This is a genomic window from Pseudomonas sp. WS 5079, assembly GCF_012985465.1.
GTDB lineage: Bacteria > Pseudomonadota > Gammaproteobacteria > Pseudomonadales > Pseudomonadaceae > Aquipseudomonas.
This window is the reverse complement of sequence record NZ_JAAQWN010000010.1, coordinates 138346-161135: the sequence shown is the minus strand read 5'-3', so window position 1 is coordinate 161135 and position 22790 is coordinate 138346. Positions and strand designations below refer to the sequence as shown.

Here is a 22790-nt window from a genome sequence, read left to right as displayed (position 1 = left end):
TTATTTTTTTTATTTTTTCCCTGTCGGAGCCGGCAAACCGGCTCCTGAAAAGGGGATGTTTCAGTCGGTCAGGTGCAGCACAAAAGACTCGTAAGGACGCAAGATGAGCGTGTCGGTGCGCACCGGGCAGTCGGGGTAGTTGCTGATCAGCAGGCGTTGCGCGCTCGTCGCGCTAATCACGCTGTGAGGCAGTTGGATTTCGCAGGGCTGGCCGTAGAAGTTGTTCAGCACCAGCAGGCGTTCGCCATGGCCTTCGCGCAGGTACGCCCAGACCTTGTCGTGGTCCTGTAGCAGTTGGCGGTAAACCCCCTCCTGGATCAGCGGCTCAAGGCGCCGCAAAACGATCAAGGCCCGGTAGTGATGCAGCACCGAATCCGGGTCATCCAGCTGGCTCTGGACATTGATCTGCGCCGCATTGGCCGGGATGCCGATCCACGGTTCAGCGCGGCTGAAACCGGCATTGGCCTGGCTGTTCCACTGCATCGGCGTGCGCCCGTTGTCACGGGACTTCTGCATGATCGCGGCCATGCTCGAGGCCTCGGACTCACCGGCATCGCGCTTGAGGCGGTAGATGTTCAGGGTCTCGACATCACGGTACTGCTCGATGCTGTCAAAGCCCGGATTGGTCATGCCCAGCTCTTCGCCCTGGTACACAAACGGCGTGCCCTGCAGGAAGTGCAAAGCGGTGGCGAGCATCTTGGCCGAGACCACGCGGTGCTCGCCGTCATCGCCAAATCGCGAGACCACCCGCGGCTGGTCGTGGTTACACCAGAACAGCGCGTTCCAGCCGCCACCGGCCTGCATGCCCATTTGCCAATCGGAAAGGATCTGCTTGAGCTGCAGGAAATCGAAGTCGGCGCGCACCCACTTTTGCAGGTTGGGGTAATCGACTTTCAAGTGATGAAAGTTGAAGGTCATCGACAGTTCTTTCGACTCAGGGCCAGAGTAGCGAATGCAATGTTCGAGACTGGTGGAGGACATCTCGCCGACGTTGATCAGCGCGTGGCCCTCGAACACTTCGCGGTGCATTTCCTGCAGGTAGGCATGCACGTTCGGGCCGTCGGTGTAGAAGCGCCGGCCGTCGCTGTTGTCTTCGGGGAAATCCGCCGGCTTGGAGATCAGGTTGATCACGTCCAGACGGAAGCCGCCCACGCCCTTGTCACGCCAAAAGCGCATGAGTTTGTAGACCTCGGCGCGCACCTTGGGGTTGTCCCAATTGAGGTCGGCCTGGGTGTGGTCGAACAGGTGCAGGAAATACTGGCCGGTCTGCGCCTCGTATTCCCAGGCCGAACCGCCGAACTTGGATTGCCAGTTGTTCGGCTGGTCGCGCCAGATGTAGAAGTCGCGGTACGGGTTGTCGAGGCTGCTGCGTGCCTGCTGGAACCACTCGTGCTCGATGGAGGTGTGGTTGACCACAATATCAAGCATCAGCTTGATGCCGCGCTTGGCTGCTTCGCTGATCAGCAGGTCGCAGTCGGCCATAGTCCCGTAGCTGGGGTCGATGGCGTAGTAGTCGCTGATGTCGTAGCCGTTGTCGCGCTGGGGCGAGCGCAGGAACGGGGTGATCCACAGGTAATCGACGCCCAGCCACTGGAGGTAGTCGAGCTTGTCCACGATGCCCAGCAGGTCACCGGTGGTGTTACCCGCGTGGCTGTGGAAGCTTTTGGGGTAGATCTGGTAGATCACCGAGTGTTGCCAGTCTTGCATGGTGGGTTCCTTCAATTGAGTGGTGTAGCGGCCTTGCGGGCCTCATCGCGGGCAAGCCCGGCTCCCACAGTTGAAATGCATTCCTCTGTGGGAGCTGGCTTGCCTGCGATAGCGATCTATCAGGCGACGCGATAACCCGGCCGCACAATTTTCATGCTTAACCCACAGGTCAAAACAAACGGCACCACAATCGCGACGGCCATGCCGATGACAAAGCTTGGGATGTATTGCGGGATGATCGAGATGAATCCGGGCAAGCCGCCAACCCCGATGGCCGAGGCCTGGACCTTGTTCAGCGAGAGGAAAATGCTGCCCAGGGCCGAACCCAGCAACGCGGCATAGAACGGAAACTTGAAGCGCAGGTTGACCCCGAACATCGCCGGCTCCGTGATGCCGAAGTAGGCGGAAATCGCCGAGGTCGAGGCCATGCTTTTGTCTCGCGCATTGCGGCTCATGTAGAACACGCCGAGGGCCGCACTGCCCTGGGCCAGGTTGGACATGACGATCATCGGCCAGATAAACGTGCCACCCTGGGTCGAGATCAGTTGCAGGTCCACGGCAAGGAACATGTGGTGCATGCCGGTAATCACCAGCGGCGCATACAGCAGGCCGAAAATCGCCCCGCCCACCATTGGCGCCAGGTCAAACAGGGTGACCACGCCTTCGGTGATCAGGATGCCGAGGTGCCGGGTGACCGGGCCGATGATCGCCAGGGCCAGCACGCCGGTGACAACGATGGTGGTGATCGGCACGACAAGCAATTGAATGGCATTCGGCACCCGCGCCCGCAGCCATTTTTCAATTACGCTCATGACGTAGGCGGCCATCAGGATCGGCAGGATCTGGCCTTGATAGCCAACCTTCTCGATCTGGAACCAGCCCAGAATGTCGAAGTACGGCAGGCTCTGGCCGTCGAGCCCGGCCACCGCCTTGCCGTAGTTCCAGGCATTGAGCAGGTCCGGGTGGACTAGCATCAGGCCGAGCACGATGCCGAGGATTTCACTGCCACCAAAACGCTTGGCCGCCGACCAGCCCACCAGCGCCGGCAGGAACACAAACGAGGTGTTGGCCATCAGGTTGATCAGGCTCCACAGGCCATCCAGGTTCGGATAGGCCTCCAGCAACGTCTGGCCCTCGATGAACATGCCCTTGGCGCCCATCAGGTTGTTGATGCCCATTAGCAGGCCGGCAATGATCAGCGCCGGCAGGATGGGCATGAACACATCGGAGAACACCCGCACCAGGCGCTGCATGGCGTTGGTCTTGTCGGCGCCCTTTTTCTTCACGTCGGCGATGGTGGCGGCGGCCAGGCCGGTCTGTTCGCGCAGGGCGGCGTAGACCTTTTCTACTTCGCCGGGGCCGATGACGATCTGGAACAGCCCGCCGGTGAAGAACGAGCCCTTGACCAGGTCGACCTGGTTCAACGCACTGGCGTTGACCAAGCTCGGGTCCTTGAGCGCCAGGCGCAGGCGCGTCACGCAGTGGGCCGCTTGCTCAAGGTTATCGCTGCCGCCGAGGTTCAGGAGAATCTCGCGGGCAATGTTGGAATAGTCGTGGCTCATGCTTGGTCTTCCACTTTAGATTCTTGTTATTGGCAGCACGCCGAGGGCAAAAGTACTCGTCTGTACGAGTTAAAGCAACAACTCGTCTGTACGAGTTGTAAAAATATTCGCCCAGCGCTTTCCAAGGGTCCAATGGACAAAGCCCACCTGTGCCACTAAGGTTCCTGCCTTGAACGCAAACGCGGCACAGAGCCCTCTCCATGAGTAAATACAACCAGATCTACACCGATCTGCTTGCCAGCATCACCACCGAACGCCTGCAACGCGGCACGCGCCTGCCTTCTGAAACCGAATTGATGCAGACCTACCAGGCCAGCCGCGGCACCGTGCGCCGGGCCATCGAGCAGTTGCAGGAGCGCGGGTTTGCGCAAAAAATCCACGGCAAGGGCACCTTCGTGCTGTCGCCCAACCCGATTGAGTTTCAACTGGGCGGCATCGTCAGCTTCCACGAAACCCACGCCGACCTGGGCGATGACGTACGCACCGAAGTGGTTGAGTTCACCCAACTCCCGCTGGAAGGTTCGCTGCTGCAACACATCGAGGCCGACCCCGGCACCCTGATCACCCGCATCAAGCGCGTGCGGCGCATTGGCGGCAAACGGGTGATCCTCGATATCAACCACTTCGTTGCCGAGCTGATCCCGGGCTTGGACCAGACGATTGCCGAACAGTCGATCTACGCCTTCATCGAACAAACCCTGCACCTGCAGATCAGCTACGCCCAGCGCACCATCGAAGCCCTGCCCCGCAGCAAGGACGACCAGGCGCACCTGGACCTCGACGGCCAGAGCCATGTGATCGTGGTGAGCAACCAGACGTTTTTGCAGGATGGGCGCCAGTTCGAGTACACCGAGTCGCGGCATACCCTGGATAAGTTCTACTTCTCCGATATCGCCCGGCGTTAATTATCTACCCACACCCACTCTGAAGCGCTTGGCATGCTCGCCTCCCCCCCTCAAGGAGAGCAGCATGCCACTTGCCGACACATCCCCCGCCGCCCAGCAACAACTTCGCGCCCTGGCCCCCGTGGTACTGGATGCCTGCCCGAACATGCAGGCGATGGCCATCGAGGCCGCCGGTGAAATCCTCACGAAACATGGCCTGGCGCACCTGGATCCCGATCAGGTGTACTGGCACCGCTTCAACCGCGGCACCGGTGATCCGGCGACCTTTACCGGCTGGAGCCATAACGAAAAACCCCAGGCGTCGATGACCCTGACGCAGTTGGTCATGCACCGCTTCGAGGTGCATGACCAGGATAATGCCGACCTGCTCGACGGCGATGGCGGCTTCTACAGCGAGGGTGCCCAGGTGCGAGTGTTCGATCAGCACAACGAAGTGCAGCTGTCCGCCAGCGCCGTGCTCCATGATTTCTGGGCGATCAATTTCAGCGATCGCTACACCACGCGCGTGGAGCAATTCTGGAGTACCCACCACCACCATTTCCGCACCCTGGCCAAGGTCAATTGCCTGGCCCAGGCCCTGCAAGCGCGACAGGCCGGGCACCTCGACGAGGAGCAGTTGCAGAAGGTGATCAAGGCCCTTGCCGGCAACCTGGGCTGGCCGCCGACCCTGCCCGACCTGCAAGCCGAGGCAACCCCGGCAAGCGGGCTACGCGTGGCGGCACTGGATATTGGCGGGCATATCGCCACGGACATCCTGCGTATTGTCGATGGCGATGGTCGGCAAATCCTCTACGTGCCCGGCGAGGCCCAGGCCTTCCACTGCCTTGAGACGCCTGCCGACCTGCATTTCTGGCTGTTGAACCAGACCAACCGCGCCGATAACCGCGAGCGTTTCATGGCCCATTTCCCCTTGTCGGCCCAGGTCCAGCAGGACGACACCGACGCCGTGACCTGGAAGCAAATGCTGCTGACGCCCGTGCTGATCTACCGCACCGCCCAGGCCGTGGCCGGCACCCTGCCGCCAGACTGGGTGGACAAAGGCCTGTACCACCAACTCGACCAGCTGTTTATCGACTGGGGCACGTGGGACCACCACCTGATCAATCAAGCCGACCAGCCCCTCGACGGCGACGCCTTTACCTGGCTCGCACAGTCGAGCCGTGCGCGCATGGACAACGATGCGCAGTTCTCCCTGCAGAGCAACGGCGACCTGCGCAAGAAGCTGTGGATCGGCTACCTGGCCGCCTTTGGCAAGACCTTCGGACCAATGGCCGTGGCAGGCTGGCCGGTGGCCCTGGTGGTGATGGGCGCCAGCGTGGCCAGTCTGGGCCTGAATATCGACCAGGCAATCAATGGCAAAACCCCGGCCGAACGCCGCGCGGGAGCGCTGGGCGCGGTCCTCAGTGCTATCGATGCGGTGTTCAACCTGACGCTGCTGAAGGCCGACGGCGTCATGCCGCAGATCGCCGAAACAGTCGATACCGTGGCGATTGAACACACTACGCCCGCCGTTATACCCATGTCGCCAGAACCGACCGTACCTGCCAGCTACCAAAGCAACCTGATCCTGGAAGGTGAAACCCTCAACACCGCACCCGGCAAGTTTCACCAGGTCTATACCCTCAAAACCTCCAGCGGCATGCCGCAGCACGCCATTATGCTCAACGATGAAGCCTATTACGTACGCTACGAGGCCGACCCCAACGGCCACGGTTTCTGGGCGATCGTCGACCCAAGTAACCCCCATGGCTTTTCCGGCTCGCTGCCAGTGCGCCTGAACGAACTCAACGAATGGGAACCCGTCAGCGCCAGCAAAGGGTTGAAAGGCGGTGGCGGCAACTCCAGCAAGGCCGCACACACGCCAGCGCCCTCCCCTAGCGAGGAACCGGTGACTGCCCCCGTCAACCCGCTGCGCCGGGTCACTACCCCCTTCGACACCCCGCCCTCGACCCGCACGCACATAAGAAAGTGGGTACTGGGCCTGCCTGAAACCCATGTTCAAAGCCGCTTCGGGCGCATCGACCGCTTCACGTATTACTTCGGCGTCACTCACGACAAACTGCTGCAAACGGCGAAAGACTTCTTTACCGAACTGCCCTGGACCCGACTTCCAGCGCGCCCGGACATCCCCGCGTTCGAGCCCACTACGCCCTTTGCCGAAATCATCGAGCGCCTGCCCGAAGACATACCCGGATACGTCATCGGTGAAACCCTGGACCGCATCGCCAGCACCCGCCTGGTGATCGACAACCTGCCCCTCTTCGCGCGCAAAGGTGTGAAGACCCTATATCTGCGCCGCCTGCTCAACGATTTTGTCCAGGATGACTTGAACCTCTATTCGCGCACCGGGGTGATGTCCGAAGACCTGGAAAGCTACCTGAACCGGCTGGGCACCGACCCGGCAGGCCAGTACAACGAGCTGGAGTTGGTCAAGACTGCCAGGGCCAATGGCATCCGCGTGCAGGCTCTGGACTGCGTCGCCCACTACAAGTACCCCAATCCCACCGCCAACCTTTCAGAGCAAGCGATGAGTAACTACCTCGCCCATACCATTATCCAGGCCGACCAGACCCTCAATGGCGGCGGCAAGTGGCTGGTGCTCACTGGCGCGCGAAACATCAATACCTTCAATGGCTTTGCCGGTATCAGTGAACTGCACGGCGGCATCGGACTGCGGGTCGAGGAGGTGCTTCCCGGGCAAGGCAGCGACATACGCATTGACCCCGGCATCGACATCGACCGCGACAGTGCACCTGCCCACGAACACGTCGGAGACAGCTTCGACACCTTGCATGCCGACCTGCGGGTGCAAGTGGAGGCCCCGCTGGTGCACAGGACCCTGGAGCAAAACCAGCGGCTGCTGTTTCGCAAGGGCATGTACCTGATCGATGCAAGCCAGGGCCGCTATACCCTGCTGCATCACAGCCGCGCCATGAGCGTCGTCCGCACCCCCATCAACCGATTGGCCGATGGTAGTTTCTCCATCGACCGGCCGGCCTGGCCCGGGGTACATAACGTGCACTTCGCGACCCTGGAAAAGCTGTCCAGCGCCCTCACCAATATGGGCTTGAACCTGCAATGCCGGCTGCCCGCTTGACGCCCCCGCGCGCGCCAGGCAGTAAAACGCCTGCCGCGCGGGGCGCCCATGACAAGCCGAGGCCAAACGTTGTTTAATCGGCGTTTGACAACGCTCAGGCGAGGACCGGGACAGCACCGTGAACATTCCAGAAAAGTGGCGTGAACAGTTCCCCCTCGCACTCATCGAACAACAGGCCATCGGCGAGTCCCGGGCTGACGTGTTTCGACTGCGCAGGGACAACGGCCCAGACCTGTTCCTGAAAGCCGAGCCCCTGGTCGAACACGCCGAGCTTGCCGACGAAATCGAACGCCTGCACTGGCTGCAGCAACAGGGCCTGCCAGCGCCAGTGGTACTGGACCAAGTGCAGGAAAACCATCACCACTGGCTGCTGATGAGCGCCATGCCGGGACAGGACCTGGCCAGCAGCAGCGCGCTTTCTGCCGCGCAGATCATCGACGTCCTGGCCACCGCCTTGCGCACATTGCACCAGGTACCCGTGGCGCAATGCCCCTTCGATCACAACCTGGAACAGCGCATCACCGTCGCCCGGGAACACGTCGACGCCGGGCTGATTGATGGGACGGACTTCGACGATGAGCGACTGGGACGCAGCGTCCGCGATGTGTTTGCCGAACTCCTCGCGACACGGCCCGCCACCCACGACCTGGTGGTGACGCACGGCGATGCGTGCCTGCCAAACTTCATGGCAGCGGGCGGTCACTTCAGTGGTTTTATTGACTGCGGTCGCCTTGGAGTCAGCGACCGCTATCAAGACCTGGCCCTGGCGGCACGCAGCGTCGAACGCAACCTGGGGCGGGAATGGGTAAGGCCCTTCTTTGAGCTGTATGGTGTGGAGCCTGATGAGCAGCGAATGGCTTTTTACTGCTTGTTGGATGAATTTTTCTAATGACTCCTGAGCAGCCCTCGACACTACCTCGACAAGCTCGCTGATACGACGCATCCGATATCTGAGTCAAACCATGAGGAAGAACGCCATGCTCATCAAGAGCCTGTTGCTGAGTTTTTGCGCTGTGTTATTGGTTGGCTGCACGGGCAGGGGCTTTCAACCTCCGCCGCCGGAATTTACCAATTGGAAGAAAATCGGGGTGTCTGAAGAAGGCGTCAAGAGTGCTATGACCGCCTGCGGCTATACCAACCTGATAGGGACGGGGGACAGGACGCCGATTGACCAGGTACTCACGCGGTTTTATTGCATGAAAGACGCCGGTTTCAAGCGCACAGATAACATTGACCTGTGCAAGGAAGGCCGCATCGGCGAATCACCGGTGTGCGAAGGCCGCCGGTAATCCATTGGGGGGTTGGTGGTAGTAGCGCTGGGCAGTCGCGCCTTCTCGACCGCCATCACCGGGGAACCTGGCGAGCCCTAATACCAGTCAGTTAAGCGGATTCTGCTTTCTGTAGGAGCGAGCTTGCTCGCGAAGGACGTCAACGATAACGCGTGTTTGCTAGGTAAACGCGGCGCTCTCAAGTTCTTCGCGAGCAAGCTCGCTCCTACAAAAAGGCTTAACTGACGGGCATTATGGCGAGCCCCAAAAAGCCAAAAGCCCGCAATTAAGCGGGCTTGAGGGTACTTTTTGCTAGGGGGTGCCGGTCAGTGCCGGACGCCCAATCATTCCCACTCAATCGTCGCCGGCGGCTTGCTCGACACGTCATACGTCACGCGCGAGATGCCTTCGATTTCATTGATGATACGGCCGCTGACAGTCTCCAGCAGTTCGTACGGCAGGTGTGCCCAGCGGGCGGTCATGAAGTCGATGGTTTCTACGGCACGCAGGGCCACGACCCAGGCGTAGCGACGGCCATCGCCAACCACGCCAACCGATTTCACCGGCTGGAACACGACGAAGGCCTGGCTGACTTTGTGGTACCAGTCGGCCTTGCGCAGTTCTTCGATGAAGATGTGGTCGGCGCGACGCAGCAGGTCGGCGTATTCCTTCTTCACTTCACCGAGGATGCGCACGCCCAGGCCCGGGCCCGGGAATGGGTGGCGGTAGACCATGTCGTACGGCAGGCCCAGTTCCAGGCCCAGGCGACGGACTTCGTCCTTGAACAGTTCGCGCAGCGGTTCTACCAGCTTGAGGTTCATTTCCTCAGGCAGGCCACCCACGTTGTGGTGGGACTTGATCACGTGGGCCTTGCCGCTCTTGGCGCCGGCCGACTCGATCACGTCGGGGTAGATGGTGCCCTGGGCGAGGTACTTGATGTTGTCCAGTTTGTTGGACTGGGCATCGAAGACGTCGATGAAGGTGCGGCCGATGATCTTGCGCTTCTTCTCCGGGTCGGACTCGCCGGCCAGGTTGTTCAAGAACTGATCTTCGGCGTTGGCGCGGATCACCTTAACGCCCATGTTCTCGGCGAACATGGCCATCACTTGCTCGCCTTCGTGCAGGCGCAGCAGGCCGTTGTCGACGAACACGCAGGTCAGTTGGTCGCCGATAGCCTTGTGCAGCAGCGCAGCAACCACGGAGGAGTCAACGCCGCCGGACAGGCCGAGCAGGACGTTGTCGGTACCGACCTGGGCGCGCACGTTGGCGATGGCGTCTTCAGCAATTTTAGACGGGGTCCACAGGGCTTCACACTCGCAGATGTCGAGGATGAAGCGCGACAGGATGCGCCCGCCTTGCTTGGTGTGAGTCACTTCCGGGTGGAACTGCACGCCGTAGTAACGACGCTCGTCGCTGAACATGCCGGCGATCGGGCAGCTCGGGGTGCTGGCCAGGATGTGGAAGTCTTCCGGCATCCGGGTGACCTTGTCACCGTGGCTCATCCAGACATCGAGGCCGAACAGGCCGTCGGCGTCGACGTGGTCTTCGATGCCGTCCAGCAGGCGGCTCTTGCCGACCACGTCGACACGGGCATAACCGAATTCACGCAGCTCGGAACCTTCAACCTTGCCGCCCAGTTGCTCGGCCATGGTCTGCATGCCGTAGCAGATACCAAATACCGGCACGCCCAGGTCGAATACCGCTTGTGGGCAGCGCGGGCTGTTGGCTTCGTGCACGGACTCGGGGCCACCGGCGAGGATGACGCCTTTAGGGGCGAATTCGCGGATCGCTTCGTCATCCATGTCGAACGGATGCAGTTCGCAGTACACGCCGATTTCACGCACGCGGCGGGCGATCAGCTGGGTGTACTGGGAACCGAAGTCGAGGATCAGGATGCGGTGGGCGTGAATGTCGAGGGCCATGAAGTCAGTCTCGTCTAATGAATCAGAAACAACTCGGGGCTGAAAGAACAGCCCCGGTTACTTAACGTTTTGCTGGAAGCCTCAACCTACGCGGTAGTTTGGCGCTTCCTTGGTGATCTGCACGTCGTGGACATGGGATTCAGCCATGCCGGCGCCGGTGATCCGTACGAACTCTGGCTTGGTGCGCATTTCTTCGATGTCGGCGCTGCCGGTGTAGCCCATCGAGGAACGCAGGCCGCCCATCAGTTGATGGATGATGGCGCTCAGGGTCCCTTTGTACGGCACACGGCCTTCGATGCCTTCCGGTACGAGCTTCTCGGCGCCTGCCGAGGAGTCCTGGAAGTAGCGGTCGGAAGAGCCTTGCGCCTGGGACATGGCGCCCAGCGAACCCATGCCACGGTAAGCCTTGTAGGAACGGCCCTGGAACAGTTCGATCTCGCCTGGCGCTTCTTCAGTGCCGGCAAACATCGAGCCCATCATCACGCAGGAAGCACCGGCCACGATGGCCTTGGACAGGTCACCGGAGAAACGGATGCCGCCGTCGGCGATCAACGGTACGCCAGTGCCTTCGAGGGCAGCGGCAACATTGGCGATGGCGCTGATTTGCGGCACGCCCACACCGGCGACGATCCGCGTGGTGCAGATTGAGCCAGGGCCGATACCGACCTTGACGGCGTCAGCGCCGGCTTCGGCCAGGGCCTTGGCGGCAGCGCCGGTGGCGATGTTGCCGCCGATCACCTGTACGTCAGGGAAGTTCTGCTTGACCCAGCGCACGCGGTCGATCACGCCTTTGGAGTGACCGTGGGCGGTGTCGACCACCACCACGTCAACCCCGGCAGCGACCAGGGCCGAAACGCGGTCGCCGGTGTCTTTACCGGTACCAACGGCGGCGCCAACGCGCAGACGACCTTGGTCATCCTTGCTGGCCAGCGGGTAAGCCTTGGCTTTTTCGATGTCGTTGACGGTCATCATGCCTTTGAGGGCGAATTTGTCGTCGACGATCAGCACGCGCTCGATGCGGTGCTTGTGCAGCAGTTCACGCACATCGTTCTTGTCGGCGCCTTCCTTGACAGTAACGAGGCGCTCTTTAGGCGTCATCACTTCACGGACGGTGACTTCAAGACGGTTTTCAAAGCGCACGTCACGGGAAGTGACGATGCCGACCAGGTCGCCATCGTGCAGCACTGGAACACCGGAGATGTTGTGCAGGCGGGTCAGGTCGAACAGGTCGCGCACGGTGGCGTCGGCTTCGATGGTGATCGGATCTTTCACCACGCCGGCTTCGTAACGCTTGACCTTGCGCACTTCGGCAGCTTGCTGCTCGATGGTCATGTTCTTGTGGATGATGCCGATGCCGCCTTCCTGAGCCATGGCGATTGCCAAACGGGCTTCAGTGACGGTGTCCATGGCAGCGGAAACCAGAGGAATATTCAGCTCGATGCCACGGGTTAGGCGGGTCTTGAGACTGACTTCGTTAGGAAGCACCTCGGAATAACCGGGCACTAGGAGAATGTCGTCGAATGTCAGAGCTTCTTGGCTGATACGCAGCATCGCGGGGGCTCCCGAGCGGGAAAATGGAAGCGCGTCATTATACTCAGACACCCCTCGGGCCTCAACGTAAAACTCTGACAAACTTGGTAATACTGATAGATGGGTAAAACCAGTCTCTGGTTTGGCGCACGGCCCAGGCTCCATCGCCGGCAAGCCGGCTCCTACAGGTAGGGGGCGGCAGTGGTTTTAGAGTTCGACTTTGACCCAACTGATTTTCTGATCGAGCCAATCGGCAAACTCGTCGATAAAGCTCTGCTTGAAGCCCGCTTCCGCCCAGTTGTTGAAGATAAAGCCCAGGTTGGAAAAGCCGCATTCCTGCAGGAACAGGAAACCGTTGATGTCATCTTCATGCCCACACAGCGGGCAGGTGAAGTTGTCGGTGTGGCCGGGCATCCAGTCTTCCAGGCTGTCGAACAGCGCCTCGCCAACTTCTTTAAGGCATTGCGGGCAGCCGGCTTCTTCGAGAAAACCCTTGGCGGGGGTATAGATGCAGCGTTTGTAGATGATTTCCAGGCCGTTGACCGGTTCGTTGAACGGCAGCGCCTCGGGGTGCAGCACCACCGCGCGGGCACCATCGGCCAGGGCATAGCCCATGCGGTTGCCGCTGCGCCCGCAGGTGGTCAGTTCTTCCTTGATGATGTTCTTGCGCACCAGCCAGCGCACGATGGCCCGGGCGCGGGGTTCGTGGACGGGCAAGGTGGAGATTTTCGGGACAAGGATGCTTTGGGAATTCATGAGAGTCCTGCGGTGTGGCGTCTGACGCCTTCGCGAGCAAGCCCGCTCCCACATTCGACTGCATTCCTACAGGAGAAATGCAGTCGAATGTGGGAGCGGGCTTGCTCGCGAAGAGGCCCTGAAGGCTGGCAGCTTAATCTCTGCCCCACACAGGTCAAGTACTCAAATACCGTCCAATCAAGGCAATGCCACTGGCCAGTACCAGCCACGTCACCAACCGCACAAACGCCTCGCGGGACATGCGCAGGGTCAATCGCCGCCCCGCCCACAGCCCCAGCGCCATCGCCGGCAGCAGGCACACGGCCAACATCAGCAGCGGCAACTCGGCATACACCCCGGCGATCAAAAACAGGCTCAGGCGTACCACCGTGCTCGCGCTGATCAGCGCACTTTGGGTCGCTCGCGCCCCGTCCTTGGGCAGGCGGCTGTTCAGATAGATCGCATATAAAAAGCCGCCACTGCCAAACAAGGCACCAAACAGTCCGCCCACCACGCCCATCGGCACCGACCAGCCGGCAGCCAGGGCTGTGGGCTTGGCCCTTACCGTCAGGCTGTAGATGCCATAGGCGCTGATAAACAGGCCCATCAACAGCAGGAGCAGATCCGAATGCAGGTTGAGCAGGAAGATCACGCCAAGCGTGCAGCCAATCGCCATGCACGGCAGTAAGCGCAACAGCTCCGGCTTGACCACATCCCGCCGCGATTGCAGCAGGTTGCCAAAGGCCGCGACGAAATCCAGCAGCACCAGCAGCGGGATGATCTTCGACAGCGGCATAAACATAATCAGGATCGGCCCGGCCACCAGCGCCGTGCCAAAGCCGGCGATGCCAAACACGATGTAAGCCAGGGCAATCCCCAGGCCGATTACCAGCCAGTCCATCATCCCGAACGACCACTGCCCCATCAATTCAACCAGGCTCATGCAATATTCCTTGTCAGCGATGGCCCTCACTTTAGCCAAGCCGGTGAGTTGCGACTAATATCTTCCACGCCCTCCACCTATCTCGAAAAGGCATGACTCGTGATTTCCACCCGGCAACTGCGTTACTTCGTTGAAATCGCCGAGAGCGGCAGCTTCAGCGCCGCCGCCGAGCGCCTGTTTGTCGCGCAATCGGCCCTCAGCCGGCAGATCAAGGAGCTGGAAATTATCCTGCACACCCCGCTGTTCGAGCGCACCGCCCGCCAACCCAGGCTGACTGCCGCCGGCGAGGCGTTTTATCCACGGGCGCGCAATCTGCTGGGCGAGTTGCACAAGGCCAGTGAACTGGCGACCCAGGTCGGCCACGGCCAGCTCGGCACCCTGCGCCTGAGCCACTCCAGCACGGTGCCGATGAGTGGACGTGTACTGCGCGGGATCAGCGCCTGGCTGGAACAGGGCCCCGGGGTGTCGCTGGATATCGTCAAACTGTCCTCTGAAGCGCAGTTGGAAGACATTGCCGAGGGTCGCCTGGAGGTCGGCCTGCTGCGCCTGCCGGTGCTGCGCCAGCGCGAGGGGGTACGCATCCTGCCTTTATATAAGGAGCCGCTACTGCTGGCAGTCCCGCCAGGCCATCCGTTGGCCCGGCATTCCTCGGCCATTGAGCTGGCGCAGTTACAGGACCAAGCCTTTATCTCGATCCCCCATCCGCAACGCGGCGGCCTGAGTTACCTGTCAGCCGAGTTGTGCATGCGCGCCGGATTTTTCCCCAAGGCGGCGCGGGTGATGTCGCGCAAGACCACCCAATTGCAACTGATCCAGGCGGGGTTTGGCATTGCCCTGCTGCCCGAGTCGATGCGCGATATCGCCCCGGCCAACATTCACTTCCTGCCCCTGGCCGACCCCGATTGCCACAGCACTGTGGCCCTGGCCTGTGCGCAGGCGCCGAGCGCGCTGGTTGCGCAGTTCTGTCAAACACTGGGCGAATGCCTATAAACTGCCGCCCATGACTAAAGATCGCCTCTCATGATTAAAGACCCGTTTGCCCGCCTGGGCCTGGACCGCGAAGTCCTGACTGTCAGCCAGCTCAACGGCCGCGCGCGGGTGTTGCTGGAGGACGTGTTCACCAATATCTGGGTCGAGGGCGAGATCTCCAACCTCGCTCGCCCGGCCTCCGGCCATGTGTATTTCACCCTCAAGGACAGTGGCGCGCAGGTGCGTTGTGCACTGTTTCGCAATAACGCTGCGCGGGTGCGCCAGGCGTTGAAGGATGGCCTGGCGGTCAAGGTGCGCGGCAAGGTCTCGCTGTTCGAGGGGCGTGGCGACTATCAATTGATTCTCGACACCGTTGAACCGGCCGGTGATGGTGCGCTGCGCCTGGCCTTCGATGCACTGAAGGAAAAACTCAGCGCCGAAGGCTTGTTCAGCGCCGAGCGCAAAGTGCCACTGCCGGCCCACCCGCGGCGCATCGGCATTATCAGCTCACCTACGGGCGCGGTGATTCGCGACATCATCAGTGTGTTCGGCCGCCGCGCGCCGAATGTGCAACTGACCCTGATCCCCACCGCCGTGCAGGGCCGCGAGGCCGTGGCGCAGATTGTCCGCGCCCTCAAGTTGGCCGATGCCCGTGGTTTTGATGCACTGATCCTGGCCCGTGGTGGTGGCTCGCTGGAAGACCTCTGGTGCTTCAACGAAGAAGCCGTGGCGCGGGCCATCGATGCCTGTGTCACGCCTATCGTCAGTGCCGTGGGCCATGAGACCGATGTGTCCATCAGCGACTTCGTGGCCGACGTACGCGCGCCCACGCCGTCGGCGGCTGCTGAGCTGCTGGCGCCGGATGCGAGCAACCTGGTGCGTCAGGTCGAAAGCCTGCATCGCCGGCTGGTGATGCTGATGCGCAATCGCCTGACCCACGACCGCCTGCGCCTGGAAGGCATGGCCCGGCGCCTGCGCCACCCCGGTGAGCGCCTGCGCCAGCAGGCCCAGCGCCTGGATGACCTGGATATGCGCCTGCGCCGCGCGTTCGAGCGCAGCCTCAATACCCGCCGCGAACGCCTGATCCGCCTGGAAACCCGCCTGGCCGGCCAGCATCCGGGGCGGCAATTGGCGCTACTGCGCCAAAGGCTGGACAGCCTCGCCGAACGCCTGCCCCGGGCCATGCGCGAAGGCCTCAAGGCGCGCCGCCTGCAACTGCAAAGCCAGGTGCAGACGTTGCAGGTGGTCAGCCCGCTGGCGACCTTGGGCCGTGGCTACAGCATCCTGCTGGACGAGCGCGGCCAGGCCATTCGCAATGCCGCACAAACCCACACCGGCCAGCGCCTGACCGCGCGCCTCGGTGAAGGCCAATTGCAAGTGCGGGTGGAAGACAACCACCTGACACCCGTCACCCTTTCATTACTGGATTGATTGATGCCTCGTCTATTTAGCCTGTTGATGTTGCTGTGCCTGACCTTCAATGCCCACGCCGACAGCTACATCACCCGCACTCTGAACAAGCCGGTGCCTGGCGGTGTGGCCGTGGTCGACCTGGGCCCTGGAGCCGCCGCGCCGAAAGCCACTTACCAAGGCAAACCGGTGCTGGTGGTCAAGGAACAGAACAACTGGCTGGCGATTGTCGGCATCCCGTTGACGGTCAAGCCCGGTAACGAGCGGATCAGCAGTGGCGGGCGCACCCTGCCGTTTATCGTTGGTTTCAAGAAGTATCCGGAACAGCGCATCACCCTGAAGAACAAAAGCCAGGTCAACCCTGAGCCGGCGCAACTCAAGCGCATCGAGGGCGAGTTGGCGGTGCAGCTCAAGGCTTACCGCAGCTTCAGCCCGAACCTGCCGAGCAACCTGGTACTGGACAAGCCGGTGAATGGTCCGCTGTCGAGCAGGTTCGGCGTGCGCCGCTTCTTCAACGGCGAAGAGCGCAACCCGCACTCGGGCCTGGACTTCGCGGTGCCTGCCGGCACGCCGATCAAGACGCCGGCCAATGGCAAGGTGATCCTGGTGGGTAATTACTTCTTCAACGGCAACACGGTGTTCGTCGACCACGGCCAGGGCTTTATCAGCATGTTCTGCCATATGTCGAAGATTGACGTGAAGGTGGGCCAGCAATTGGTGCGAGGGGCGGTGGTCGGCAAGGTCGGGGCGACGGGCCGGGCGACCGGGCCGCATATGCACTGGAATATCAGCTTGAATGATGCGCGGGTGGATCCGGCGATCTTTATTGGCGCGTTCCAACCTTGATGTGATCGTTGAGCTTACTGGCGCCGTCGCGGGCTTGCATGCGATGGCGCCCGATCAGTCGCCACTGATTGCGCATCTGGAAACCCCAACGCAAATAGAACAAAGCCTCCCGACTTTTTCCACAATAAAATCTCGTTTCCTACAGCAATAGCAGAACTTCTCTCAATTTTTTCCGACTGCTTGCCATCTTTCACCCCGGCGGTTAGGGTTGAGCTTATGAAAACCTCTCACACCCTCATTCAGCTCCGCCAGCACCGCAGCCTGTGCCTCGTCAGCGCACGACTGCCAGGCTGAATCGATCTGCCTCGTCCCCGATTTGCATCCCTAATAAACGCTTTCTGGCAGGCCGCCTCTTCTCGGCCCTACAACAAGGATTCTTCTGATGAGCATGCTCAAAGACCCGTCTTCGAAATACCGCGCGTTCCCGACCATTGATATCCCGGACCGCACCTGGCCATCCAAGACCATCACCACCGCGCCGATCTGGTGCAGCTCCGACTTGCGCGACGGTAACCAGTCGCTGATCGAGCCCATGGATGCGGTGAAAAAACTGCGTTTCTGGAAAACCCTGGTCGCGGTGGGCGTGAAAGAGATCGAAGCCTCGTTCCCGGCCGCGTCGCAAACCGACTTCGACTTCGTGCGCACCCTGATCGAAGACAACCACATCCCCGAGGACACCACCATCCAGGTGCTGACCCAGGGCCGTGAAGACTTGATCGCCCGTACCTTCGAATCCCTGCGCGGTGCCAAGAAAGCCATCGTGCACTTGTACAACGCCACTTCGCCGTCGTTCCGCCGTATCGTGTTCAACCAGGACAAGGACGGGATCAAGGCCATCGCAGTCGACGCAGCCAAGCTGTTCGTCAAGTACGCTGCCCAGCAGCCGGAAACCCAGTGGACCTTCGAGTACTCCCCGGAGACCTTCAGCGCTACTGAACTGGAATTCGCCAAGGAAGTGTGTGACGCGGTGATCGAGGTGTGGAACCCGACGCCCGAGCACAAGATGATCCTCAACCTGCCGGCCACCGTGGAATGCGCCACGCCGAATATCTATGCCGACCAGATCGAGTGGTTCGGTCGCCATATCAACCGTCGTGACAGCGTGATCATCAGCCTGCACACCCACAACGACCGTGGCACTGGTGTTGCAGCGACCGAACTGGGCCTGATGGCCGGCGCCGATCGTGTCGAAGGCTGCCTGTTTGGCAACGGCGAGCGTACCGGTAACGTCGACCTCGTCACCGTGGCGTTGAACCTCTACACCCAGGGCGTGAACCCTGAGCTGGACTTCTCCGACATCGACGGCGTGCGCAAAGTGGTCGAGGAATGCAACCAGATCCCGGTGCACCCACGTCACCCGTATGTTGGCGACCTGGTCCACACCGCGTTCTCCGGCTCGCACCAGGACGCGATCCGCAAGGGCTTCGCCCAGCAGAAACCGGACACCTTGTGGGAAGTACCGTACTTGCCAATCGACCCGGCCGACATTGGCCGCAGCTACGAGGCGGTGATCCGCGTCAACAGCCAGTCGGGCAAGGGCGGCATCGCCTACTTGCTGGAGCAGGAATACGGCATCAGCTTGCCACGCCGCATGCAGATCGAGTTCAGCCAAGTGGTACAGGCCGAGACCGATCGCGTGGGCCTGGAAATGACCGCCGCGCAGATCCACGCGTTGTTGCAGCGTGAATACCTGCAGGCCAACACCCCGTACGCGTTGGTCAGCCACCGCTTGCAGGAAGAGAACGGCAACAGCTCGGTAGAAGTTGAAGTGTCCGGCAAGGGTCAGGGCGAAACCAACCTGCGCTGGCACGGCAAGGGCAATGGCGCGCTGGAAGCGCTGGTGGCCGGCCTGCCGATTGGGGTCGAGATCATGGACTACAACGAGCACGCGATTGGCGCGGGTACTAACGCCAAGGCTGCCGCTTACATTGAACTGCGCGTGAACGGCGAGCGTCCGGTGCACGGTGTGGGGATTGATGAAAACATCACCACGGCCAGCTTCAAGGCAGTGTTCAGCGCGCTGAACCGTTCGTTGAGCCAGCTGGAAGCGAAAGCGGCGTAACTGCCTGCTGGAATGCAAAGGCCCCTGGGTGAGAACCCAGGGGCCTTTTTTATTTGTGGTTGTGGTGGTGCTGATGGCCTTATCGCGGGCAAGCCCGCTCCCACATTTGCAATGCAGTACCCTGTGGGAGCGGGCTTGCCCGCGATAGCTACCTCGCTGGTAACGGGCTCCTGTCAGACAAACTGAAAGCTATCGGCATCCAGATTCGCCGGAAACCGCGTGCGGTACTCCGCCAATTGCGCCGCCTCCAGGCACACCTGGAACACCCCGTCCGCCTCCCCCGCGCTCATCAGGCTTTCACCCTGGAAGTCCAGGACCTGGCTGTCCCCGGTGTAGGCAAAACCCTTGCCGTCCGTCCCCACCCGATTCACCGCCGCCACATAGCATAGGTTTTCGATGGCCCGGGCCGGCAACAGGCGGTTCCAGTGCTGGCGCCGCGCCCCCGGCCAGTTGGCGGTGTACAGCAGCAGGTCGGTGTCCTGGGCGTCCCGGCTCCACACCGGGAAGCGCAGGTCATAGCAGATCAGCGGGCGTATCCGCCAACCCTTGAGCTCGAACTGCACCTGACGCTCGCCAGGCGTGTAGTGATTGTGCTCGCCGGCCATGCGAAACAGGTGGCGCTTATCGTAGTGCAACACCTCGCCATCGGGCCGCGCCCACAATAGGCGGTTACGGTGACTGCCATCGGCGGCCTGGATGATCACGCTGCCGGTAATCACCGCGTCGTGCTTATGTGCCTGAGCCTTGAGCCATTCATGGGTCGGGCCGTTTTCGGCTTCGGCTAGCAGTTGGGATTCCATGGAAAATCCGGTGGTGAACATTTCTGGCAGCACGATCAGGTCGGCGCCCGCGGCCTGCTCCAGCAGCAGCTCGAAATGCTCCAGGTTGGCCTGGCGGTCATGCCAGGCCAGGGTGGTCTGTACCAGGGCGATATTCAGGTCGGGTAAAGCACTTAGATCACGCATAGTTTCTCGGCTGCTTGGCGCAGCGTCTCCTCGCGTTTGGCAAAGCACAGGCGCACCAGGCGCTGGCCTTGAGGTGGGGTCTGGTAGAACACCGAGACCGGAATTGTCGCCACGCCATGCTCGCGGGTCATCCACAGCGACATGGCCACGTCATCCAGGTCCGGGCGAATCTGTGAGTAATCCACCAGTTGAAAGTAAGTACCGGCCACCCGCGTAAAACTGAAACGCGAGGGGGCCAGCAGATCGCAGAACAGGTCGCGCTTGGCCTGGTAAAAGGCTGGCAGTTCCTCGACATGCTCCGGGTGCTCGGCCATAAAGTCGGCCAGGGCGAACTGCAACGGCGTCACACCGCAGAAGCTGACGTATTGATGTACCTTGCGCAGCTCGGCGCTCAAGGCCGCTGGGGCCACCACGTAGCCGGTCTTCCAGCCGGTGACGTGGTACGTCTTGCCAAAGGAGCTGACCACGAACGCGCGCTGATACAGCTCTTCGTGGGCCAGGACGCTGACGTGGGGCACGCCATCGAAAACCAGGTGTTCGTAGACTTCATCGCTGACTAGGTAGATATCGCGGTCGCGGATCAGCTCGGCCAATTGGTCCAGCTCGGCGCGGCTGATCAGGGCGCCGCTGGGGTTGTGCGGGGTGTTGAGGATGATCATCCGCGTACGCGGTGACAGCGCCGCCTCGATCTGCTCGAAATCCAGGCTGAAGTCCGTCAGCCCCAACGGCACATGCACACAACGCCCACCGGCCAGCTCCACCGCAGGTTCGTAGCTGTCGTAGCACGGGTCGAAGACAATCACTTCATCACCGCTGCGGATCACCGCCTGGATCGCACAGAAGATCGCCTGGGTGGCGCCAGGGGTGATGGTCACTTCACTGTCGGGACTGACCTGCACGCCATAGCTGCGGGCGATCTTGGCGGCCACTTGCTGGCGCAGGGCCGGTAGGCCGGTCATCGGCGCGTATTGGTTATGGCCGCTGGCAACGTGTTTGCCCACCGCGTCGAGCAAGGCCTGGGGGCCATTAAAGTCGGGAAATCCCTGGGACAGGTTCAACGCGCCGGTTTCGGCAGCGAGTTGCGACATGGTGGTGAAAATGGTGGTGCCGACATTTGGCAGCTTGCTGGTGATCATTCGGTGGGCCCCTGGCGGTGAGTTACAAGTTGTAAGCTGCAAGCGCCGAAGGGTCAATCGTGAGGCACAAAAAAGGGCTCGTTCAGAGCCCCTTCTTGGGTAACGCCTAACTTACATAAGAGCTGGCTTGCCTGGGTTGGCGGTGGGTCAGTCAGCACATCGGTGTCTGACCTGTCGCTATCGCGGGCAAGCCCGCTCCCACACAAGCCTGCTCCCAGAGCTAGCGTCGATCTTTACGCTTTTTGTCAGCCTTCTTGTTGTGGCTCATCAAGCGACGTTTCTTGTTCACTTGGCGGTCAGTCAGGCTGTTCTTGTTGCCTTCGTACGGGTTTTCACCACCTTTGAACTCGATGCGGATCGGTGTACCGACCAGCTTCAGGACACGGCGGTAGGTGTTTTCCAGGTAACGCACGTAGGATTTGGGCACCTTCTCGATCTGGTTACCGTGGATCACGATAATCGGCGGGTTGGCACCACCCAAGTGGGCGTAACGCAGCTTGATCCGACGGTTGTTGACCATCGGTGGCGCATGTTCGCCCACGGCGTCTTCGAGGATCTGGGTCAGGCGGTTGGTCGGCCAGCGGGTGACCGCCGACTTGAACGAGTTCTGTACCGAAGCGTAGAGGTTGCCCACGCCAGTGCCGTGCAGCGCCGAGATAAAGTGGATATCGGCGAAGTCGACGAAGAACAACCGACGTTGCAGCTCGACCTTGACGAAGTCGCGCTCGCTCGGGGTCATGCCGTCCCATTTGTTGATCGCGATCACCAATGCCCGACCGGCCTCCAGGGCAAAGCCCAGCAGGTTGAGGTCGTGGTCGACCACGCCTTCGCGGGCGTCCATGACGAAGATCACCACGTTGGCGTCTTTGATCGCCTGCAGGGTTTTGACCACCGAGAACTTTTCAACTTCCTCGTGGATCTTGCCGCGCTTGCGCACACCGGCGGTGTCGATCAGCGTGTACTTCTCGTCGTTACGCTCGAACGGGATGTAGATGCTGTCGCGGGTGGTGCCGGGCTGGTCATAGACGATTACCCGGTCTTCACCGAGCATGCGGTTGACCAGGGTCGACTTGCCCACGTTGGGGCGGCCGATGATGGCGATCTTGATCCCGTCTTTTTCACTCGGGCCAGGAATGCGCTTGGCTTCCTCGCCTTCGGCGACGATCTCTTCCTCACCTTCGACTTCTTCGGCGTCATCCTTGGGGAAGTCGCGCAGGGCAATTTCCAGCATCTGGGTGATGCCGCGACCGTGGGCACCGGCGACAGGAATCGCGTCACCCAGGCCCATCGGGCTGAATTCGGCACGGGCCGCCTCAGGATCGATGTTGTCGATCTTGTTGGCGATCAAATAGGAGCGCTTGTTACGCTTGCGCAAGTGCTCGCCGATCATTTGGTCGGCAGCGGTGTAGCCCGCGCGGGCGTCCACCAGGAACAACACGACATCGGCTTCTTCAATGGCCAGCAGCGACTGCTCGGCCATCTTTTCGTCCATGCCATGCTCGTCACCGGAGATACCACCGGTGTCGACAATAATGTAGGAGCGCCCTTGCCACTTTGCCTCACCGTATTGGCGATCACGGGTCAGACCGGACAAGTCGCCGACGATGGCGTCGCGAGTCCTGGTCAGGCGGTTGAACAAGGTGGACTTGCCGACGTTAGGTCGGCCCACCAGGGCGATTACGGGAACCATGCGGCTCTCCACTGCGTTATTTCAGAAAATACAAAAGCCGCTG

At 61.2% G+C, this 22790-nt stretch carries 17 protein-coding genes; 8 read left to right on the top strand and 9 right to left on the bottom strand.

What is annotated here, in order from left to right:
* Positions 1 to 60 precede the first annotated feature (60 nt).
* A complete protein-coding gene (treC, locus tag HBO05_RS24640) occupies positions 61 to 1707 on the bottom strand; it encodes an alpha,alpha-phosphotrehalase (protein WP_172314418.1) in 1647 nt (548 codons plus the stop codon).
* A 119-nt stretch (positions 1708 to 1826) separates the two neighbouring features.
* On the bottom strand, positions 1827 to 3269 hold the full coding sequence (treP, locus tag HBO05_RS24635; RefSeq protein WP_170042963.1) for a PTS system trehalose-specific EIIBC component: 1443 nt from the start codon (positions 3267 to 3269) through the stop codon (positions 1827 to 1829).
* Between the two features lie 200 nt (positions 3270 to 3469).
* On the opposite strand from treP, the gene treR reads away from it, so the two are divergent.
* The 4 genes from treR to HBO05_RS24615 all read left to right on the top strand — a co-directional run bounded on the left by treR (position 3470) and on the right by HBO05_RS24615 (position 8560).
* Positions 3470 to 4174 carry a trehalose operon repressor gene (treR, locus tag HBO05_RS24630; protein WP_169956677.1) on the top strand — a complete coding sequence of 235 codons (705 nt, stop codon included), beginning with the start codon at positions 3470 to 3472 and terminating at the stop codon, positions 4172 to 4174.
* A gap of 64 nt (positions 4175 to 4238) precedes the next feature.
* Positions 4239 to 7271 carry a membrane-targeted effector domain-containing toxin gene (locus HBO05_RS24625; RefSeq protein WP_172314416.1) on the top strand — a complete coding sequence of 1011 codons (3033 nt, stop codon included), beginning with the start codon at positions 4239 to 4241 and terminating at the stop codon, positions 7269 to 7271.
* Positions 7272 to 7389: 118 nt separating this feature from the next.
* Positions 7390 to 8160: an APH(3')-II family aminoglycoside O-phosphotransferase gene (locus HBO05_RS24620; protein ID WP_172314414.1), complete on the top strand. Its 771-nt coding sequence runs from the start codon at positions 7390 to 7392 to the stop codon at positions 8158 to 8160.
* An 88-nt stretch (positions 8161 to 8248) separates the two neighbouring features.
* Positions 8249 to 8560, top strand: coding sequence for a hypothetical protein (locus tag HBO05_RS24615; RefSeq protein WP_169956683.1), 312 nt, complete (start codon positions 8249 to 8251; stop codon positions 8558 to 8560).
* A gap of 323 nt (positions 8561 to 8883) precedes the next feature.
* Here the strand turns inward: HBO05_RS24615 and guaA are convergent, their stop codons facing one another.
* From guaA to HBO05_RS24595, 4 genes are all read right to left on the bottom strand, one after another.
* Positions 8884 to 10461: a glutamine-hydrolyzing GMP synthase gene (gene guaA, locus HBO05_RS24610; RefSeq protein ID WP_029298509.1), complete on the bottom strand. Its 1578-nt coding sequence runs from the start codon at positions 10459 to 10461 to the stop codon at positions 8884 to 8886.
* An 81-nt stretch (positions 10462 to 10542) separates the two neighbouring features.
* The gene (guaB, locus tag HBO05_RS24605) at positions 10543 to 12012 is read right to left on the bottom strand and encodes an IMP dehydrogenase (RefSeq protein ID WP_016977684.1); all 1470 of its coding nucleotides are present in this window, start codon (positions 12010 to 12012) and stop codon (positions 10543 to 10545) included.
* A 186-nt stretch (positions 12013 to 12198) separates the two neighbouring features.
* Positions 12199 to 12747, bottom strand: coding sequence for a sugar ABC transporter ATPase (locus tag HBO05_RS24600; RefSeq protein WP_172314412.1), 549 nt, complete (start codon positions 12745 to 12747; stop codon positions 12199 to 12201).
* A 154-nt stretch (positions 12748 to 12901) separates the two neighbouring features.
* Complete coding sequence (locus tag HBO05_RS24595; protein WP_172314410.1) at positions 12902 to 13669, bottom strand: sulfite exporter TauE/SafE family protein; 768 nt, start codon at positions 13667 to 13669, stop codon at positions 12902 to 12904.
* 99 nt (positions 13670 to 13768) lie between these two features.
* Between HBO05_RS24595 and HBO05_RS24590 the strand changes: the two genes are divergently transcribed.
* The 4 genes from HBO05_RS24590 to leuA all read left to right on the top strand — a co-directional run bounded on the left by HBO05_RS24590 (position 13769) and on the right by leuA (position 18956).
* Positions 13769 to 14659, top strand: coding sequence for a LysR family transcriptional regulator (locus HBO05_RS24590; RefSeq protein ID WP_170058294.1), 891 nt, complete (start codon positions 13769 to 13771; stop codon positions 14657 to 14659).
* A 30-nt stretch (positions 14660 to 14689) separates the two neighbouring features.
* Entirely contained in the window at positions 14690 to 16069 is a 1380-nt protein-coding gene (gene xseA / locus HBO05_RS24585) for an exodeoxyribonuclease VII large subunit (protein WP_169956692.1), read from the top strand.
* A gap of 3 nt (positions 16070 to 16072) precedes the next feature.
* The gene (locus HBO05_RS24580; protein ID WP_169956694.1) at positions 16073 to 16894 is read left to right on the top strand and encodes a M23 family metallopeptidase; all 822 of its coding nucleotides are present in this window, start codon (positions 16073 to 16075) and stop codon (positions 16892 to 16894) included.
* 382 nt (positions 16895 to 17276) lie between these two features.
* The gene (gene leuA, locus HBO05_RS24575; RefSeq protein WP_169956696.1) at positions 17277 to 18956 is read left to right on the top strand and encodes a 2-isopropylmalate synthase; all 1680 of its coding nucleotides are present in this window, start codon (positions 17277 to 17279) and stop codon (positions 18954 to 18956) included.
* Positions 18957 to 19129: 173 nt separating this feature from the next.
* Here leuA and HBO05_RS24570 read toward each other — a convergent pair whose 3' ends face one another.
* The 3 genes from HBO05_RS24570 to der form a co-directional block, all read right to left on the bottom strand.
* Positions 19130 to 19921, bottom strand: a complete 792-nt coding sequence (locus HBO05_RS24570; protein ID WP_172314408.1) for an amidohydrolase — start codon at positions 19919 to 19921, stop codon at positions 19130 to 19132.
* Positions 19909 to 21057, bottom strand: a complete 1149-nt coding sequence (locus HBO05_RS24565) for a pyridoxal phosphate-dependent aminotransferase (RefSeq protein WP_172314406.1) — start codon at positions 21055 to 21057, stop codon at positions 19909 to 19911. Before HBO05_RS24565 ends, HBO05_RS24570 begins: the two co-directional genes overlap by 13 nt.
* Before the next feature lie 220 nt (positions 21058 to 21277).
* Positions 21278 to 22747: a ribosome biogenesis GTPase Der gene (der, locus tag HBO05_RS24560; protein ID WP_057437955.1), complete on the bottom strand. Its 1470-nt coding sequence runs from the start codon at positions 22745 to 22747 to the stop codon at positions 21278 to 21280.
* Positions 22748 to 22790: the final 43 nt, after the last annotated feature.